At 39.9% G+C, this 18,448-nt stretch carries 20 protein-coding genes, 1 tRNA gene and 3 pseudogenes; 11 read left to right on the forward strand and 13 right to left on the reverse strand.

Going from position 1 to position 18,448, the window contains the following annotated elements; translation table 11 throughout:
- Window positions 1-101: 101 nt before the first annotated feature.
- Together EAE90_RS23990 and EAE90_RS18330 are read left to right on the forward strand one after the other, a co-directional pair.
- Complete coding sequence (locus EAE90_RS23990; RefSeq protein WP_425516861.1) at window positions 102-869, forward strand: phage tail protein; 768 nt, start codon at window positions 102-104, stop codon at window positions 867-869.
- A pseudogene (locus EAE90_RS18330) lies at window positions 869-1,039 on the forward strand (tail fiber assembly protein); the annotation flags it as partial. The gene EAE90_RS23990 and the pseudogene EAE90_RS18330, both read left to right, overlap by 1 nt.
- Window positions 1,040-1,234: 195 nt before the next feature.
- Here the strand turns inward: EAE90_RS18330 and EAE90_RS18335 are convergent.
- Window positions 1,235-1,702, reverse strand: coding sequence for a hypothetical protein (locus EAE90_RS18335; RefSeq protein WP_214054693.1), 468 nt, complete (start codon window positions 1,700-1,702; stop codon window positions 1,235-1,237).
- Between the two features lie 112 nt (window positions 1,703-1,814).
- Between EAE90_RS18335 and EAE90_RS18340 the strand changes: the two genes are divergently transcribed.
- On the forward strand, window positions 1,815-2,150 hold the full coding sequence (locus EAE90_RS18340; protein ID WP_214054694.1) for a hypothetical protein: 336 nt from the start codon (window positions 1,815-1,817) through the stop codon (window positions 2,148-2,150).
- 107 nt (window positions 2,151-2,257) lie between these two features.
- Window positions 2,258-2,431, forward strand: a complete 174-nt coding sequence (locus tag EAE90_RS18345) for a hypothetical protein (RefSeq protein ID WP_214054695.1) — start codon at window positions 2,258-2,260, stop codon at window positions 2,429-2,431.
- Window positions 2,432-2,450: 19 nt separating this feature from the next.
- On the opposite strand, the gene EAE90_RS18350 is transcribed toward EAE90_RS18345, so the two are convergent.
- Window positions 2,451-2,810 (reverse strand): hypothetical protein, encoded by a 360-nt coding sequence (locus tag EAE90_RS18350; RefSeq protein WP_214054696.1) that lies wholly within the window; start codon window positions 2,808-2,810, stop codon window positions 2,451-2,453.
- Between the two features lie 189 nt (window positions 2,811-2,999).
- Here EAE90_RS18350 and EAE90_RS18355 point away from each other — a divergent pair.
- Both EAE90_RS18355 and EAE90_RS18360 read left to right on the forward strand, forming a co-directional pair.
- A pseudogene (locus EAE90_RS18355) lies at window positions 3,000-3,273 on the forward strand (type II toxin-antitoxin system RelE/ParE family toxin).
- 2 nt (window positions 3,274-3,275) lie between these two features.
- Window positions 3,276-3,566 carry a helix-turn-helix domain-containing protein gene (locus tag EAE90_RS18360; RefSeq protein ID WP_214054697.1) on the forward strand — a complete coding sequence of 97 codons (291 nt, stop codon included), beginning with the start codon at window positions 3,276-3,278 and terminating at the stop codon, window positions 3,564-3,566.
- Between the two features lie 95 nt (window positions 3,567-3,661).
- Here EAE90_RS18360 and EAE90_RS18365 read toward each other — a convergent pair.
- The 4 genes and pseudogenes from EAE90_RS18365 to EAE90_RS18380 form a co-directional block, all read right to left on the reverse strand.
- A pseudogene (locus EAE90_RS18365) lies at window positions 3,662-3,805 on the reverse strand (transposase); the annotation flags it as partial.
- Between the two features lie 185 nt (window positions 3,806-3,990).
- A tRNA-Pro gene (locus EAE90_RS18370) sits at window positions 3,991-4,067 on the reverse strand.
- Window positions 4,068-4,142: 75 nt separating this feature from the next.
- Window positions 4,143-5,882, reverse strand: a complete 1,740-nt coding sequence (yejM, locus tag EAE90_RS18375) for an LPS biosynthesis-modulating metalloenzyme YejM (RefSeq protein ID WP_214054698.1) — start codon at window positions 5,880-5,882, stop codon at window positions 4,143-4,145.
- 32 nt (window positions 5,883-5,914) lie between these two features.
- Entirely contained in the window at window positions 5,915-6,142 is a 228-nt protein-coding gene (locus EAE90_RS18380) for a YejL family protein (protein WP_011147091.1), read from the reverse strand.
- A gap of 272 nt (window positions 6,143-6,414) precedes the next feature.
- On the opposite strand from EAE90_RS18380, the gene yejK reads away from it, so the two are divergent.
- On the forward strand, window positions 6,415-7,419 hold the full coding sequence (gene yejK, locus EAE90_RS18385; protein ID WP_214054699.1) for a nucleoid-associated protein YejK: 1,005 nt from the start codon (window positions 6,415-6,417) through the stop codon (window positions 7,417-7,419).
- A gap of 72 nt (window positions 7,420-7,491) precedes the next feature.
- Here yejK and rplY read toward each other — a convergent pair whose 3' ends face one another.
- Complete coding sequence (gene rplY / locus EAE90_RS18390; protein WP_105398219.1) at window positions 7,492-7,776, reverse strand: 50S ribosomal protein L25; 285 nt, start codon at window positions 7,774-7,776, stop codon at window positions 7,492-7,494.
- Window positions 7,777-7,918: 142 nt separating this feature from the next.
- On the reverse strand, window positions 7,919-9,676 hold the full coding sequence (radD, locus tag EAE90_RS18395; RefSeq protein WP_214054700.1) for a DNA repair helicase RadD: 1,758 nt from the start codon (window positions 9,674-9,676) through the stop codon (window positions 7,919-7,921).
- 300 nt (window positions 9,677-9,976) lie between these two features.
- Here radD and rsuA point away from each other — a divergent pair, with 300 nt between their 5' ends.
- The 3 genes from rsuA to EAE90_RS18410 all read left to right on the forward strand — a co-directional run bounded on the left by rsuA (window position 9,977) and on the right by EAE90_RS18410 (window position 13,247).
- Window positions 9,977-10,678: a 16S rRNA pseudouridine(516) synthase RsuA gene (rsuA, locus tag EAE90_RS18400; protein WP_214054701.1), complete on the forward strand. Its 702-nt coding sequence runs from the start codon at window positions 9,977-9,979 to the stop codon at window positions 10,676-10,678.
- Window positions 10,679-10,721: 43 nt separating this feature from the next.
- On the forward strand, window positions 10,722-11,906 hold the full coding sequence (locus tag EAE90_RS18405) for a Bcr/CflA family multidrug efflux MFS transporter (protein ID WP_214054702.1): 1,185 nt from the start codon (window positions 10,722-10,724) through the stop codon (window positions 11,904-11,906).
- Between the two features lie 996 nt (window positions 11,907-12,902).
- Window positions 12,903-13,247, forward strand: a complete 345-nt coding sequence (locus EAE90_RS18410; protein WP_036777304.1) for a YejG family protein — start codon at window positions 12,903-12,905, stop codon at window positions 13,245-13,247.
- Between the two features lie 60 nt (window positions 13,248-13,307).
- Here EAE90_RS18410 and mepS read toward each other — a convergent pair whose 3' ends face one another.
- Together mepS and EAE90_RS18420 are read right to left on the reverse strand one after the other, a co-directional pair.
- A complete protein-coding gene (gene mepS / locus EAE90_RS18415) occupies window positions 13,308-13,898 on the reverse strand; it encodes a bifunctional murein DD-endopeptidase/murein LD-carboxypeptidase (protein ID WP_214054703.1) in 591 nt (196 codons plus the stop codon).
- Window positions 13,899-14,257: 359 nt separating this feature from the next.
- Window positions 14,258-14,962: a phosphatase PAP2 family protein gene (locus EAE90_RS18420; protein WP_214054704.1), complete on the reverse strand. Its 705-nt coding sequence runs from the start codon at window positions 14,960-14,962 to the stop codon at window positions 14,258-14,260.
- A 400-nt stretch (window positions 14,963-15,362) separates the two neighbouring features.
- On the opposite strand from EAE90_RS18420, the gene EAE90_RS18425 reads away from it, so the two are divergent.
- Window positions 15,363-15,707 carry a hypothetical protein gene (locus tag EAE90_RS18425; RefSeq protein ID WP_246550930.1) on the forward strand — a complete coding sequence of 115 codons (345 nt, stop codon included), beginning with the start codon at window positions 15,363-15,365 and terminating at the stop codon, window positions 15,705-15,707.
- Between the two features lie 229 nt (window positions 15,708-15,936).
- Here the strand turns inward: EAE90_RS18425 and yeiP are convergent, their stop codons facing one another.
- The 3 genes from yeiP to EAE90_RS18440 all read right to left on the reverse strand — a co-directional run bounded on the left by yeiP (window position 15,937) and on the right by EAE90_RS18440 (window position 18,433).
- Window positions 15,937-16,509 carry an elongation factor P-like protein YeiP gene (gene yeiP, locus EAE90_RS18430; RefSeq protein ID WP_036777297.1) on the reverse strand — a complete coding sequence of 191 codons (573 nt, stop codon included), beginning with the start codon at window positions 16,507-16,509 and terminating at the stop codon, window positions 15,937-15,939.
- A gap of 130 nt (window positions 16,510-16,639) precedes the next feature.
- Window positions 16,640-17,899 (reverse strand): tryptophan permease, encoded by a 1,260-nt coding sequence (gene mtr, locus EAE90_RS18435; RefSeq protein WP_214054705.1) that lies wholly within the window; start codon window positions 17,897-17,899, stop codon window positions 16,640-16,642.
- Between the two features lie 114 nt (window positions 17,900-18,013).
- Complete coding sequence (locus tag EAE90_RS18440) at window positions 18,014-18,433, reverse strand: nucleotide triphosphate diphosphatase NUDT15 (protein ID WP_214054706.1); 420 nt, start codon at window positions 18,431-18,433, stop codon at window positions 18,014-18,016.
- Window positions 18,434-18,448: the final 15 nt, after the last annotated feature.

Genomic DNA, 18,448 nt, shown 5'->3' on the forward strand with positions numbered 1-18,448 from the left:
TTTCAGCAACTCAGAAGCTTGTTTCCGATGTAAATAATAATGCTAACAATAGGTTGTCTAAAAGCCAAAATGGTGCAGATATTCCTGATAAAAATGAGTTTGTGAAAAATTTGGGTTTATCGGAAACAGTGGAATTGGCGAGAAATGCAGTATCGGTCAATGGGGGGATAATCAAAGCGGGACTCAATGTGCAAAATGTGCTGAGTGTGGGAATGAATCCAGAGAAAAATTTGCGTATTTCATCTAGTGAAAATGCTGAGAGTCAGATCAATCTATTTGTATGGGGCGATTCAAATAACAGAAAAACTATTTTCGAGTGTGGAGATAAAAATGGCTGTTTATTTTATTCACATCGATTGTCATCTAATAATGTTGAGCTTTTCTCGGCTGGAAAAATTATTCCCGCAGATTACCAAAATTTTGATGCACGTTATGACAATATCCCTATTGGTGTTCCAATGCCGTATCCCCACAAATACGCCCCAGTTGGCTACTTAACATGTAACGGTCAGACATTTGATAAATCTTTATATCCGAAGTTAGCGGAAGCTTATCCCAACGGCAGATTGCCCGATCTAAGGGGAGAGTTTATCCGGGGATGGGATGATAGCCGTGGTGTAGACATGGAGCGTGCATGCGGGTCGTGGCAGCCAGCAAGCATTCAAGATCACACACACTACAAAGTGATTTCAAGACAAGTCGTTGAAGACCTTGTGCTTACGGGGAATGAAGCGTGGAGTACGGAGAGAAATAGTGCATACACACGTTCACTTGATCAAAACGCGTCGACGGGAGGGATTGTTGGAACAACAGCAAACGAAACCCGCCCCCGCAACGTCGCATTTAACTACATAGTGAGAGCAGCATAATGACAGAACAAAAATACGCTTTAGAACGTGAAACAGCTGTATTGGGTAAGGACGGATTAGCAATTCAGGCGGGTTGGATAAAAGTTTATCACACGAATCAAATTACACGAGAATTCACACACTCTGATATTGAATATGTCATGTTGGGTGTCAGTTTATCAGCGGGTGCTAGGTTGGTCAGATTGTGGAATTGATCTTAATGCAAAATGAAGGCGCTTTTTAGTAAAACCCCGCCATTGTAGCGGGGTTATTCTATCTGTTATGTTTGGGACTCTATCAGCTTCTCTAAACGATCTAGTCGGTTGATTATTTCAAGAGTTAGGTTTATTGGTTGCTGAAGATAAATAAAATCCATGCCAGTTTGATTAAATTGCTTTTTTCGCAACCCTGCACTGGTAGCTTTCTCCACCATGATCATTGACAAAGTAGCTCACGGCGTCACCAGTAAGTCGGTTAATGGCTACATTCTGCATAGTGCGCCATTTGTCCCCACGAGACCACTCTATGCGATATTGTATTTGTTCATCTGTGACTACGGGATTAACTACACGGAAATTGGTTGAATCCCGACCTTGTGGCTCCCCATCTTCCCAAACAATGACAAGGCCAGTCCATTTCGCGTTTTTACCGTTTTTAACGCAATTTGTACCGGAAAATTCTGGCCATCCTGTGACATCGAAGCAAAGAGTATTCGGATCTGATAAATAAATTGAAGGCCAGATAGATGTATTGGTGTCACCTGGGGATTCCTTTTCACAAATAATAGGAGATGCAGAAAACGCCATCATAGGTATTGATAATACTAATGCTGCAAAACTTTTTAAATATTTCATCGGCTTTACTCCGTTAATAAATTATTCATTACTTTGAATGAAATACAATGAATGAACAATAGTTAACATTATTACGCCGCTAAATTGCGGTTTTTTTGTATCTGAGGTCAGCATGTTTGATATAGCAATGATTTCTCTAAAACTTGACTCCGCTGATTTAGAACGCGGAAATCAGGAACTAAACAAATTTCAATCTGTTGCTGAAAAAGCAAGCAAAGCATATTTTAGACTCAACGAACCGTTTAAGAGTGGCATTGATATTCAAAAAAGAGTAGTAGAGACGCTAAAGGAACAAAGGAATGAGTTAGGGAAGGTATTAGATCGCTTAAATCCGACAAATAAGGCTTTTGCTGAGTTAGATAAAATGACCGAAAAATTAAACAAGGTCAGAGACTTAAGAATCATCAATGAAACGGTTTTTAATAAGTACAACGCTATTATCGAATAAACGGCTGTACGATATTTGGCAGGGAGCGTACAGACGGTGATGAACTTAATAGTATTAATAAGCGTATTAGTGAGCTAAAAGATAAATCATGACCTGGTATTTTTGGAATGGGGAATATCGGTGATGGAGGAGCAACCGGAAGAGAGTTAGCAGCACTTGAGGAGCGAAAAAAGACACTTAAATTTGTCATCAGTTCTCAAGATGGATACACTGAATCGCAAAAATATAGACAGAGAATGGATATTGCCAGGACAAAAGATCCTGTGCAAATGTGGCAGTAAGATGATACTGCCGTTTTGATTATGGTTGTCTACATAATACAGGTTTCCCTAATGGCTTTCCGGGATTTTCTGGTGATCCGCTGGGAGAAAATAAAAAGTTTTGTTTTATTGTTTGCTTTGTCTTACCAGAATTAAATAAGCGCGTTACTTCTTGATTTCCTTTGTATCCATATATAAAGAAAGAGTCGACATCACCTGAATCAGTCACCTTGTGGCTCATAGTAAATATATCCGTAGGTTTATCATTGACTCTAACTTCTTCAATTAGCCCGTTGTTGTCAACAATTTGTATAAAGTCACTACCGCAAACAAAAACTTTAGTTGCCGCTGTTGATGATAATGAAAGTGAAAATAATGCTAACAAGAGAGTCTTTCTCACGACAAATACCTCTGAATTAAAAAACTATTAGCATATATCTACATCGTTGCAATGCAAAGTAAATTGTGCTTATTGAGATAATCGCTCTGACTTTTTCTAAGCTGCCTGTGCGGTAGTGCACCCAGATCTGCGAGAGAATTAGCTACTGTTCATGGTGTTTTTCTTCATCATTATGAAAATTGTAAGGAGTTGTTAAGTGATGATGAATATCGTGAATTGCAGCAATATCTTGCAGACAATCCTATTGCTGGTGATGTTTATCCAACACACTGGTGGCTTACACAAAGTCAGATGGTTATCTAGGGGTAAAGGTAAGCGGGGCGGTGTGCGCATTATTTATTACTATAAAGTAGATATCTCACACATCAGACTGTTGCTGATTTACAAAAAAGGTATCGAGGATGACCTTAGTGAATCAGAAAAGAAAGTCTTGAGAGCACTAAATGAGGGGGGGGGGGGGTAACAATGGATAGTAAATTATTTTCCAGGCTAACTGAAAGCATGATACAGATGAACGAAATTATTAATGGCGAACGTGCCGCTTCTCGTGAAACTCACGTTGAAGCAGTAAAAGTAAAGAATATTCGCCAGGCAACCGGTTTAACTCAGACTGGTTTTGCTAAGTTAATTTCAGTTAATGTTGGGACTCTGCGGAACTGGGAGCAGGGAAGGAGTAAACCAACAGGGCCTGCAAAAGCCCTGTTGAAGGCAATAGAGAAAGATCCGGTTCATGTTTTAAAGGCGTTATCTATGTAAATAGAGCGCATAGGAATTCCTCAGTCTCGTTTCAGCGAGGCTTTTTTTACTTAAAATCCACCACGCTGCCGCTTATGCGGTTTTTTGTATTTAACCTTGTCGCCGTAAAGAGTTCCTGTTAATCCCATTGCTAATTTACGCACGGACTCCCGATCACCGACATTGCCCGGGGTGAGTTTGGCTGACACAATTTCTTTTTGATGATTGACTATCAGATGCAACTTAAAACCGAAAAACCACTTGCAATACCGTCAAACACTTTTTCAGGTTAATTAGATAATTTTATATTTTGGGGTGAGAAAAGCTGATTGGTAAGTGGTTATGAATGCCAGGTTTGAAGTCGGGGTTTTACACCCATTTTACACCAAGTAAATTTCAGCCATAAAAAAACCAACCATAACTGGTTGGTTTTTCTAGGGAAATTTGGTCGGCATGAGAGGATTTGAACCTCCGACCCCCGACACCCCATGACGGTGCGCTACCAAGCTGCGCTACATGCCGATAATTCGTATTATAGTACTGATTTTTTATCTAAAAGCAAGTACTGAATTTTGTGACCGATTGATTTTTAAGCATTTAATTAGCTATAAAATGTTTAACCTCGGTTAATATCTGTAACAGTTGCGCCAAATTGGGTTTAGCATCTTTGATTTCGTTGCCTTCCAAGTCATATAGGTGATAGTTACCATTTTTATCCAGGAACAGGGTATTTTCGCTGGTTGTAATGATTAAGGAGCCATCATCACCGGTAATCACCCACGGATTATCTCGCTGTGCTGCGAATAGATCTTGGCCTTGAGAATAATCAGCAGGAGTATTGCTGACATGCAACAAACGTTGCATTAATGTTGTCATGACGTCCTGATGGCTTGTTAGTTTATTAATTGTCTGTGATGGTGTTCCAGGCCAATGAATCAGCAGTGGGACATGCATCTGCTCACGATTAAATCTGCCATTGTTTATCCATCTGGGGGGATGTGTAGCGGCGATTTCACTATGTTCAGCGGTAATAACAATGACAGTATTGTTCAGTGCGTTTTTGTTTTTTAGTGTCTCTAGTACGGTGTTAATTTGAGCGTCCAGTGCCGCCCTATTACCTTGGTTGTCAGCTTTATCCAGCCCGTTCATCCTTAAGAAGGAGAACCAAGGCGCGTTAGTATTGGGTAAATTTAGCCATTGCTGCCATTGCTCTACCGTGAATTGGTTGCTCTGGTTGATCTCAGTGGGCAATGAATAGTCGGAAAGTAATGCATGACGATAAAACGGAGTATCAAACCCTATAGAAGAGAATAGGCCGAATTGGTATCCCTGATGTGTCAGGGCATCAATTAGGGCTGATGATTTACGCCCTGCCAGTATTCCATCCAGATAACCAGAAGAAATGCCATAAAACAACCCGAATAGAGCGGTATCGTTTTGAAGCCCGGTGCTGAAATGTTGATTAAACTGAATGTTGGTATCTCTGAAATGAGAAAGTGCAGGCATATTCTCTGCAATATCTTTATTATCCAGCTTATCAACGACCAATATTAACAGGTTATATCCACTTCCTTTATCCTGGTAAATCAGATCATTAAGTGGGTATTCCACGGTCAACGCAGCAGGATCACCCTGTTGCATAAGGCGGCGCTGATATTCTTGTTGATCGAGCAGGCCATGTTTTTCAAGAAATTTACGCGCTGTCATTGGATAGGAGAGCGGTAGGTTAGAACGTTGCATGGTAATCGGGCGGTAAAAATTAGCGTCAGCCCAGATATACATCAAATGGGAAGCTAAAAAAGCCGAAATAAAGACAGCAGCTAATGGTTTACTAAACCGTTGCCGATTCAGGCTGCGTAGTTTCTGCCAACTCCAGGTGCCAAACAACATCTGTATCAGAAAAATGACTGGAATACAGATGAACATTAGCTGCCATTCTCGTGCGAGTTCCCCTTGATCAGGATTGATCACTAAATCCCACACTAAAGGTGTGAGGTGAAGATGGAAACGGTTGTATATGGCAATGTCGAATATTAACAGTGTCAGCCCGGCTGTGGCGAGAATGGCTGAAAGAAACCTTAGCAGGCGCTGTGACATGACAATAAATGTCAGTGGAAACAGGAGCAGCAAATAAACGGCAAAAACAATAAAACTAAAGTGCCCAAGCCAGCTAGCCAGAGCATAGACTCGGCCGAACAGTGAGCTCGGCCAGTCAGAAACAAACAGGTAACGACTGCCTAATCCAAGACTGAACAGAATATTAAATAGGGCAAACCAATGCCCCCAGCTAATCATTTGGGAAACTTTTTCACGATAACGCTGACGGCTAGTCACCATATTTTGTTTACGTTGTAGTCTTAGTTAAAAAATTAATGGGCTTTATCTTCATTTACTGAAGACTTAAGCGCGTGTGCAAACGAGTCAGCAATATGTCTGCGCTGTGCAGGAGATATACTCGTATTGATTAAATTTGTTACCATATTGCCCAGTACCATAAGAGAAAGGTCTGTCGGCGTACGGTTTCTTTCCAGAACACTGACTAGTTCTGTTAATAAGCGTTCAACGTGTTCGTCACTGTAACGAGATGACTGTGGCATAGATTTAAACTTCCTGAACTAACAAAGCATATTATCTTACCGTATAGATGCGTGATTTTCCGCTCTTTTGTGGCAAATTAATTCATGGTTAAGATTATGTTGCAGTAATAACCTATTTTTAGCAATTTTTTGATATCTGCCAGCAAATTATAGTTGATGGCAGATGACGAAACGTTATTTTCTTTCGGGGTTTTTTATTGCAGTCGTTTGTTATCGGTGTTTGAATGCGTGTTTCAAAACGCATGAAGTCAGCCGCGAAAGGAGTAGAAAGAATGAGTCTGCAAATAGATCAGATTGCCTTGCATCAATTAATCAAGCGTGATGAACAGACATTAGATGTCGTGTTGCGTGATTCTTTACTCGCCACCGATCAAGTGGTGGAAGATATGATGGCTGAATTACACCGGGTATACAGCGCAAAAAGTAAAGCTTACGGCTTATTTAATGAAGAGAGTGAATTGGCAGAAGCGCTAAGACATCAGCGTAAAGGTGATGAAGATTTTCTTGGGTTCAGTCGTGCGGCAACAGTACGTCTGAGGGATGAACTGGCGAAATATCCGTTTGCCGAAGGAGGAACGGTTCTGTTTTGTCAGTATCGCTATCTGGCGGTAGAGTATTTATTGATTGCTGTGCTTAATAGCTGTAACAGTATGTCGGTTAACGATAATCTGGATTTAAATACTACGCATTATCTGGATATTCCTCATGCAGATATTGTTGCTCGTATAGATTTGACGGAGTGGGAAGCGAATCCTGAATCAAGCCGTTATTTAACATTCCTGAAAGGCCGGGTGGGGCGTAAAGTTTCAGATTTTTTTATGGATTTTCTTGCTGCCAGTGAAGGTATGAATGCGAAAGTTCAGAATAAGGGCCTGTTACAAGCAGTTGATGATTATTGCGAATCTGGTCAACTTGATAAGAATGAGCGTCAAGCCTATCGCCAGCAAGTATACAGCTATTGTAATGAGCAATTACAGGCAGGAGAGGAAATTGAAGTTAAGGAGTTGTCTCAGGCATTACCCACGTTTGGAGAGCAGAATTTTCAGCAGTTTTCTCAGGAGCAGGGATATGAACTGGAAGAGAGTTTTCCGGCAGATCGCAGTACATTGCGTCAACTAACTAAATTTGCCGGCAGTGGTGGCGGATTAACAATCAATTTTGATGCGATGTTATTTGGTGAGAGAATTTTCTGGGACCCGGCAACGGATACTTTAACCATTAAAGGCACGCCGCCAAATTTACGTGACCAGTTACAGCGCCGTGGCAGTGGTCATTGAGGCCAAAAAATAAATAACGCCGCATTTGCGGCGTTATTTACTCGGCGTCCCGAAAAGCTCGGCTGTGGCTAATTAAGCACGCAGGAAGTCAATGTGCGCCAGTTTTGGTTTAAACGGGTGGCGCTGTACTGCCTGCACTTTAACTTTAGTCTCTTTACCGTCGATAACCAGGGTCAGAACTTCGCTATAAAATTCAGCTTTGTGTTCCATATTGATAACCTGATCGTGATCCAGTTCAATAGAAATTGGCTCTTGGTTGCCACCGTATACGATAGCTGGAAACTTGTTGGCTCTACGCAGGCGGCGGCTCGCACCCTTACCCTGCTCTTTACGTACTTCTGCGTTAATAGTAAACATTGTTTTTTCTCTTTAAGAAGAAAATAAATCCTGCTACAGGCGACCCAGCAGCAGGTTCGAGATTTGGCTTAACATAGTTAAGCGGGCGGCATTCTAGCGAAAAATGGTGGTTACAGCAAATGGAATAGGCCAATGTGAACCATTAGTACAATTCGTCTGCTCGTCGGAAACGTCCTTGGTAATCAAAGATTTTTTCACGAATCTGCCAGAATCGGCCTTTTTTACGGGCGACAACAAAATCTGGATGACGTAATAAAGGTTGCTGGTGAACGATATCTGAGGCTGTTTTCCAGTTAAAAGGTATCGCCGGAGCACGCTGATGTTGACGAAGAAATTGGTATTCAAAGAGTCGTCGTTGGGCTGGGGTTGTAAGCCGAAAACGTTCGGAAACATCAGCCCCATCTTCATCGTAATAGATGATTTTCAGCCATTCTCCTTTACTGTCAATTTCAGGGATGAGCTGCATACCACCACAACGCAGCACCAGTGCGTCTTTGAGCTTCAATGCGGCTTTCAGCATATCATCAGGATCAACCAGCACCTCCTGGCAACTATGGCAATGCCGTGCTGCGATATCATTTTCGGCACCGCAATGAGGGCAAAGTTTAAAACGAAAACGGAACTCACATTGACGGCGTTTGCCGTATTGATCCTTTTCCCAACCCTGACAGCGGCGGCCGAAGTGTTCAATAATTTCACCGTCAGAGGTGCATTTCCCCCAAAATATATTGGCAAAGTTACAGATAGGGCAGAAAACTTGAACCGGTTGGCTCTGTTTATCCGGTTTATTGCTGCCAACTTCTGGTGTGTAGAGATCGTGAGGATTTCCTGCATAATCGAGAATCAGGCAATCTTTTTTGCCAGGAAATAATCGTAAACCACGACCGATAATTTGCTGATATAAACTGACGGATTCAGTAGGACGTAGAATAGCTATTAGATCAACATGGGGAGCATCAAATCCCGTTGTCAATACGGCGACGTTAACCATATAGCGCAATTGCTGAGTTTTAAAGGCTTCGATGAATAGATCACGATCAGCGGTTGATGTATCGGCGCTGACTAATGCGGCTTGGCCGGAAGGGAGTAATTGAAAAATCTCTTTGGCATGTTCGACAGTTGCCGCAAAGAGCATAACGCCTTTGCGATCAGCCGAATATTCAATGACTTGTTTTATAATATGAGGTGTGATGCGTTTTTGTCGTTTGATTTCGTGATTTAAATCAGTTTCATTGAAAATACCTTGCTGACTGGAGCGAACTTGGCTGAAATCATATTGCATAACCGGCATATCTAGCCGCTTTGGGGGGACCAGGAAACCGTGTTTAATCATATAGCGCAGGGGCAATTCATATATGCAATCACGGAAAAAACAGTTTCCATCACCACGGATCATTCCGTGATAGTGATATTGATATATCCAGCCGATAGCCAGTCTGTAAGGTGTTGCTGTTAAGCCAAGAATACGTAGTTGCGGGTTATTTTGCCGAAGGTGAAGAATAATTTGCTGATATTGGCTGTTTTCATCATCGCTAATACGGTGACATTCATCAATTATTAGCAAAGAGAATTGATTATCAAAATGTTCAAGATTACGGGCGACAGATTGAACACTACCAAACACCACTTTTCCTGTGCTTTGCTTTTTCTGCAATCCGGCGGAAAAAATATCTGCGGGTAAACCGTATGCGCAATATTTGCTGTAGTTCTGTGCAACTAATTCTTTTACATGAGCTAATACTAATACTCTCCTACGAGCTAATTTTGCCAGTTCAGCAATAACCAGGCTTTTACCAGCTCCGGTTGGTAACACAATGACTGCGGGTTCATGATGGTGCCGGAAATGATTAATGGTGGCATCCACGGCTTCTTGCTGATAGGGACGTAAAGTAAAAGTCATAATCGTTCCGCAACAGAAAAATATTCGTAAAAGAGTAACATTTTTCTTATTAATTTGCTGTGGGGGGAAGTCAAGGTAAAATAATTATCTGATTGGATGGAACTATAACTGGTTATAATAAATAGATAATTGTCGTTTATAGTAAACATAGTTATGATTAGCTTTCGAATCTTTTAAGTTCATTTCACATCTTCCTTTTTGGTGGCACTGTTTGGTGGCTCTGTGTTGTAGTGCCGAGATAAGTGTCAGGATAGTGGATCACGTTCATTTTTAAAGTAATTAATATAGGTGTCTTCATCCATGCGATTGGATAAATTTTTGTCACAACAGCTTGGTATCAGTCGGAATGACGTAGGACGCGAGTTGCGTGCGGGGCGTATCACTGTTGATGATGAGGTTGTAAAAACCGGAGCTTATAAATTAACTCCAGAGCAACAGGTCATGTTTGATGGTTCGTTATTAGAACAGCAGCAAGGGCCTCGTTATTTTATGCTAAATAAACCACCAGGGTATGTCTGTTCCACCGATGATCCGACAAATCCGACGGTTCTCTATTTTATTGATGAGCCGGCTGCGCATAAATTACATACGGCTGGTAGGTTGGATATGGATACCACCGGTCTGGTTTTGCTAACCGATGATGGTCAGTGGTCTCATCGCATTACTTCCCCAAAACATCATTGTAAAAAAACATATTTAGTCACACTTGAATACCCGGTTGCAGCAGAGACGGCAGATAAATTTCTTGCAGGTGTTCAACTTAATGGTGAAAAGACACTGACAAAACCCGCCCAACTGGAAATTCTGGAGCCTCAAGTAGTCCGCCTGACGATTAGTGAAGGACGTTATCATCAGGTAAAACGTATGTTTGCCGCGGTAGGTAATCGGGTAACAGCGCTTCATCGTGAGCGAATCGGTGAAATCATTTTAGATCCTGAATTGGAGCCAGGAGAGTATCGGCCATTGACTAAGCAGGAAATTGCCAGTGTCAATGTTCCTTAATTCTAGTTTTAGTTAATTATTTTAAATTATTGGAGCAATATACGTGCAACAACAACGATCATCCTATTTAGGACTGATTTTAATCCTTGGGCTGCTTTCTATGTTAATGCCTATTGCCATTGATATGTATTTACCGAGTTTGCCAACTGTTGCCGAAGATTTCGGTGTAGATAGCGGACGGGTTCAGATGACGCTGAGCAGTTATATTCTTGGTTTTGCTATCGGTCAGATGATATATGGTCCAATGGCTGACAGTTTGGGGCGTAAGCCGGTTATTCTGGGTGGGGTTACTGTATTTGCTCTGGCTTCGGCTGCGTGCGCAATAGTTCAGAATATCGATGATTTTATTTATATGCGATTTTTACATGGATTCTCCGCAGCAGCAGCGGGGGTTGTCATTAATGCGCTAATGCGAGATCTGTTCACTAAAGATGAATTCTCGCGCAGTATGTCTTTTGTGATATTAGTAATGACTATTGCTCCATTAATTGCACCAATTCTTGGTGGCATGATAATGATTTGGTTCACATGGCATGCTATTTTCTGGAGTATTGCAGTAACTGCTGTTATTGCTGTATTCCTCGTTGCTTTCTTTATAAGAGAGACTTTGCCGAAAGAGAGAAGACAAAAGTTTCATCTTCGTACAACTGTAAGTCAGTTTATTATGTTATTTCGCCAGCGTCGTGTATTTTGCTACATGCTTGCCAGTGGTTTTTCATTTGCAGGAATGTTTTCTTTTCTTAGTGCGGGGCCATTTGTTTATATTGAGTTAAATGGTGTTTCTCCTCAGCACTTTGGTTATTATTTTGCGCTTAACATCGTATTTCTGTTTGTGATGACGATAATAAATAGTCGCTATGTCCGGCGGTTTGGTGCGTTGAAGATGATGTATTTTGGTTTGAGTGTGCAGTTTGTGATGGGGAGCTGGTTGTTACTGTCTACCGCACTCGATTTTGGCTTCATTGCTCTGGTAATCGGTGTTGCAGCTTATATATGTGGTATTTCTATGATTACATCTAATGTCATGGCGGTGGTTTTAGATGATTACCCACATATGGCCGGAACGGTGTCTTCATTGGCGGGTACAATTCGTTTTGGTATTAGTGCCTTGGTTGGTGCATTACTTGCCATGTTACCAGCACGTAATGCCTGGCCAATGGTTGGTTCTATGGTTTTATCTGTTATTTTGGCTGTGTTACTTATTATATATGCAAAAAAGAGTCGGTAAATAAAAACAGAAGGCTGTTTTCGTGTGCAGCCTTTTCCTTAAAAAGAAAATTATTGTAAGCAAAAAATATTTTTGATGATATTTTTCGGTTATAATTTTATGCGAGATTATTGAGGGGCTATTTTATTCTAAAATATACATCTGCATTCATTAATATATTCTTGATTGATAGGGGTAAAATTTAATATAACTTATTGAAAATAATAAATTAAATCATAAAATTACGATGTTTTTTTATTATTCTAAGATTTGCCATTGAGTAATGAAGCTGTAATAAATTCGTGGTATTAGTAGCATTTTCTTATCACTGAAATTATCATTGAAAACGATAATTTTATTAAGGAGAGTCTTTTGTCCGAGTATTCCGGGGAATTGAAAGTTGGCTATGCTTAGTAACTATAAATAGTGGTACTGATCTATTTATAGAGAGGTGAAACTATTGTTGCTTCATTGTTTTTTATTATTGTTGTTGCATTTTGCCGTTGGGCTAAGGGGCTGGTTTTTTATGATAAGGAAATTCCGAAATGTTTTGCTGTGCGAATAAGTTGTTATTGATGCATTGATAGTAATTATAAGTCTTTGTTGTATTTTTGTTAAATTAAAAAATATTAAATGGCGTTATCATTAGGTTGTTGTTAATTATACCTTATAAAACACATTGTTATCTATTTGTTTTTACAGTTCTTATTTGATTTTTATGTTAAAGTGTTGAGTTGAAAAAATAAAATATGTAAACAATCATTAAACATAAAGTTGGGTTTTTGCATAAAAATTAGTTGAGTTTTCTTTAAAAAAAGTATAAATATATGAGAAATGAGAGATTGATCTCACTTTTTCTAAGGTGAAATTTGGAATTAATGTAATACTATAAACACAAATTTAACTTTTCGTTTACCTTTTTTGGGGGTTAGTTATTCGGTTTTGGCGAGTAGAACACCTGAAGATAGCCGCTAACTTTAACTTTTGTATCTATGTTCTTTCAGGTAGGAATGATTTGTGAATAATATTCAGCTTTCGGTGGTACATCGGCTGCCGCAAAGTTACAGGTGGTCCCCCGGTTTTGTGGGTATCAAAGTTGAGCCACTTCCGGTTGATGAAGTGAATGCAGAAAGCAGCCTGATGGGGTTGAAGTTACTCAGCCACGAGGACGGGGCTGCGTGGAACGTTATGCAAAAATTGCAGCAATCACTTGCTGATATGCAAATCGGAAGCACTGTGATTGAGTTGGAAGGTCAACCGTGCTTATTTATTAATAGTGAAGATGAAAGTGCGGTTATGTGTCGTTTGAAGACACTTGGCGCTGCCATTGCTGAAAAGATAACTGCGCTTTATCCATTCTGATATAAATGCAAAAAGCGCTTCCTTTGATGGAAGCGCTTTTTTGTGGGCAAGGGAAAATTTTTAGCCGTTAGGCACCGTGCTATTGCTAATGACTCGGCGGCCGCCGTAATAACGTTTGCTCCAGTATGTGCTGCTTAACCTGGAAACGATTACACCATTGCTGGTAGAGGCATGGACGAATTGGTCATTGCCAACATAGATGCCAATATGCCTGGTTCGTGCGCCTGTCTTAAATAAGACTAAATCGCCAGGACGCAATTTTGAGCGGTCGATTTTTTTGCCAATATTTTGTTGTTCAAATGTTGAACGTGGCAGTTCCATACCAAACTGATCACGGAAAGTACGTTGAACAAAGCCAGAACAATCTATACCGCGTTTAGTATCGCCACCAAGTCGATAGGCAACGCCCTTCCAGCCATTGTATTGGCTAAGAATTTTAGATTTTATGTCCAGATTACGAACGAGCGCTTCGAATTCATCCTGAGACGCTTGAAGTAAGAAGCCGTTCTTACCGTTTACTGCATGCGTATCAGTTTGTGTATTACGAAACCTTGATGAATCTGGCGAGCTGCACGCGGATAAGGTGATCGCTACGAACAGCGCGGGTATCAGCCGCGTAATGTATCTCAGAGCCGGTTGAGACTTGACCATTATTTTTGTTTTCCCTTGCTATCCTTACCTTAGTTGGTCGCTATTATTGAAAAATATCAAACGCTTCGAAGCCTGGTGTTAGAAAAAACAATGAGTAAACAACGCGTTTGGTAAAAAAACGCGTCTGATGCCACGTTTTATAACGATATTTACAATAAATGTCATTTAGACCGAGAGTACAGAAACAATCAGGAAAAGGCGAGTATTTAATGACATAATTTACAAAAAATTAGATTTCTAAGTCGGAGAGATCAGGAATGTTGCTAATTTATGTTATTTATGTGGGTTTTATGAGCTATTGGGAAGGTTAAATACCTTCCCAGTATTATTCGGTAAAAATAGCGTTTATGGGAAAGATCTTAAATTGGACGACCAATTTGTGGCAGATTCTTATCCAGCCAGTTAATCATGATGTCACTTAATGGTGTTAGTAGTAACCAGCTTGTTCCGATTAGCACCAGTGATAAAGAGCCGACGGCAATATCAGTAAACCAGTGCGCTCCCGCCATGATACGAGGTAATGCAAAGATTACCATGATCAATAATGCGGTACAGAATGCTCTACCCGAGATATAGCGAAGGATAAAGCAGCTAAAAATCAGGAGCATTAATCCGTGATCGCCTGGAAAGCTATCGCCTGATGCATCTTTTGTTACCAGACTGGTCATTTCGCTAATACGATTGATATGATCAAAGGTTAATGTTGGACTTGGACGGATAACAGGGAGTAGATGACCGATTTGGTTAAGTATAACTGCGCTTATTATCATGACCAAACCAATCATGAATAATCTGCGTTTGCCATCGTAATTCTGTTTACGAAAAGCGTTGTAATATAGTAATCCCATACATAAAAGCGAAATGGCATCGAAAGCTCTGATATTCACAAATGCTACAAATTCTGTGAATATTGAACCTGGTATTAATTTCTCATTAAAGAAGTAGAAGATTGCAGAGTCAATTTTGAACCAAAAACCGTGCTGTTCTGGTAAATACCAGGAGAGAAACAGAGTAATCCCTAACAGGTTCAGGATAAATATGGCAAATGGATGATTGCGTGTCATGGGAGACCTATTTGTTAAAAATAAGTGGTAACTAAACTTACAATTATGCGGATTAATATAACAAATATTGAGTAATAATGTCACAGTTCTTAATCATAAGTTAATTTGTTGTTTTTTTACCTACTTGGTTTGTGCTTTTTCCTTCATTTTTTATTTACTTGGGTAACTATTCTGTTCAATTCTGCGGATTTTATTGAGTGATGTTATGGTATTTAAAGTTGTTAATTCTTAATTTATTGATAATTACTTCTGATAATTCTAATATTATAAGATGTAAATACCTTAATCAGTTTTAATCGCTAAAAATCATAAATAAACAACGAAAATAGCCGTTACCAATACATAGACTCATAAATTTTTTCGATTTCTAGATTGATTTCATTTTTGGAAATCGCAGCTAATGATGCTGTTTTATGGTGGGGGCTTTATGTCTATGTTCCGGGTTATGGTGGGTTGTTTTTTTCTAATGATTCCTGGTCTTGTCAATAGTGGGTCAGAAACAACATCAAGTACAGGGATTATTCGTTTTTCAGGTGCGATCGTTGAATCACCGTGTCGTTTTGATTGGCGTGATAATTGGGCTGACACCACTTGTTGGCGGAAGGGGCATAAGATTACCCAACGACGAAAGCTCGATGTGCAAAATGATATTTATTTTTATTTACCACACCAAATGGGGGTGACAGAGATTAAATGGATAAAAGGAAAAGAAAAAATTGGTGTTGTTACAATTTTCTATAATTGATGTTAAGAAAAAATTTACATATTATTTCTTTAATGTTTAATTTAAGGAGAGTAGGGATTTTATTTGTCATTGCTAAAGTGAATGAGTGGAAAATTTATATTGTATTTTATTTGGGAATTTAAATTATATCCAAATGCTAAAGAGAAATCAGATGGTTGATTTAATTAATGGAGTAGATAAAGTGAGTTACCCTGTTTTATACCGGGCAACTCAGAATTAGATAATATTGTTAATCGCAACGTCCCATATAGCGACGTTCTGCAATATGAATACGGATTTTTTCCCCGCTACTAATATATTCAGGTACTTGCACGGTGAGTCCGGTGCTCATTTTGGCAGGTTTTGTCCGTGCACTGGCTGAAGCGCCTTTAATTCCAGGAGCCGTTTCTTCGATAACCATATCAACTGTCTGTGGTAGTTCGAGGGCAATGACTTGTCCTTCTATTGTCAGAACTTGCATGCCCGGCAGGCCACCTTCGGGAATGAATAACAACTCTTCTTCGATTTGTTCCTTTTTAAAGTGATAAGGTGTGAAATCCTCATCATCCATGAAAACATATTCATCACCATCAATATAGGAAAAGTTAACGCTACGACGAGTCAGGCTGATCGTATCAAGGATATCATCGCCTTTGAAACGTTCTTCCACTTTCTGACCGGTGCGGATATCAGTAAAGCGCATTTTATATAATGTGCTAGCTCCCCGGGCGCTTGGTGCTTGAATATCAATGTCTTTGACCAGCAGTAATTTACCATTATAACTGACGGCACTACCGCGTTTAATTTCGTTGGCTTTAGCCATATGTAACCTTCCATAAAACTGCAAGAGAATAATCGGCGACAAAATTACTCGCAGTCAAGGCATTAGGCAAGTAGGGATTAAAAAACCCCACTGTTTTTTTACATTGGGGTTGTAGTAAGAATGTTTTATATCAACGATACACAGGTAATAAATCAAGGGAAGACAAAATATGAGCTATAGCATTTATCAGACCAAACAGGATGACAAACCCAATAAGGAATTTTCCTCCTGGTGCTCGGTAACTAGCTTCTGGGAAGCGTTGGCGACTTGCCCGAGCCATAAGTGCTGGAATGATGACAGCCCAGATAGTTGCAGCGAATCCAGCGAAACCAATGGCATATATAAAACCATTGGGGAACAGTAAAGCTAGCGCTGTTGGTGGAATAAATGTCACTAATGCAGATTTTAACCGACCAGTGCTGTTATCTTTAAAACCAAAGAAGTCAGCTATGTAATCAAATAGCCCTAAAGAGACACCAAGAAATGAACTTGCTAAGGCCATATAAGAAAAGGCATTTAGAAGCTGGTGAACGGTTTCGCTGTTTGTTGTATTATCCATGTGCTTTAATAAAGCATCGATATTCCCGCCATCAGCAATAATTTGTTTGAATACTTCTCGGGGAATATTTCCCTGAATGACATATTGCCACAAGATGTAAATAACTAATGCGATTAATGTACCTAATAACAGGCTGCGAATAACGGCTTTGCTATCTTTATGATAATATTTTACTAAACTTGGAATATTACCGTGATATCCGAATGAGACGAGTAAATAGGGCAGAGCGGCTAAAGCGTAAGGCATGTAACTTGTTGCTGTGTCGTTTGATATAGCATCCGTCTGATTAAACAGGATGGCATATTTAACTTCGGTAAACATGCCGCCAGCGGACATAAAAAAAGTAATAACCATACCTCCGATTAAAATTGTGCTCAGCCGATCCACCGCTTGAGTCGATAACCAGACAATAAGTGCAACGATAAAGGCGAAAATAAGGCCAGCATTTGCCTGTGATATCGAAATAATATTTTTAAAATTGTGGACAATAATTGAGCCACCCGCTGAAATATAGGCGTAGGTCAATATATAAAGCACGAATGCAATAGAGATACCATTGATTGCATTCCATCCTTTACCGAGTAAATCTTTAGTCATGGTATGGAAGCTGGCGCCTGATGGATAGTTCAGGTTGGTTTCTAGTATCATCAAGCCGGAAAAATACATACAGGCCCATGTGTAAACCAGCAAAATAATTGAGCCAGTAAACCAGACTCCAGAAGTTACCACAGGAGTAGAGAACATTCCTGCACCGACAGCAGTTCCGGCAATTATCATTGCACCTCCCAATATGGGAGGGCGCTTTAAACTCTGGGTTGTCTCAATGGACATATTAACTCCGCTGGTATATTGTTTCTTTGTACTAGCTTAAAGATACATTTTTGTCTATAGAGTGTAAATAGATGCCATAAAGGATTATTTGAAATTGAACTAACATAAGTTAGTTCATTCGGTAAGATAAAATTTATTTTCTTGCCACATTTTTATTGCATTCCGGCTGGCTTCAAAATGGGGTTCAGGAAGATTATCTGGCTCGCACCACATAAACTGTTCACATTTTTCTGGTTCCATCAATTTTGGTTCATCGCCTAGATGTTTTGCCAGTAGACACACCGAAATAGTGTGTTTTCCTTCCTGTTGATAAGTTTGAAGGTTATTACAAATACCGTAGACTTTTGGTGACTGAATCTTCAAGCCTGTTTCTTCTGCAATTTCACGGATTGCACATTGCTCAAAAGTTTCTCCGGCATCAACATGACCGCCAAAGATTGACCAGTATGGTGCATGTTTACTACTACGTTTTCCAAGTAATACTTGACCATGTTCATTTACAATAACCACGCCAACACCCACAATGACAGACATTTGGTTTATTCCTTC

Source organism: Photorhabdus caribbeanensis, assembly GCF_018448885.1.
Classification (GTDB): Bacteria; Pseudomonadota; Gammaproteobacteria; order Enterobacterales; family Enterobacteriaceae; genus Photorhabdus; species Photorhabdus caribbeanensis.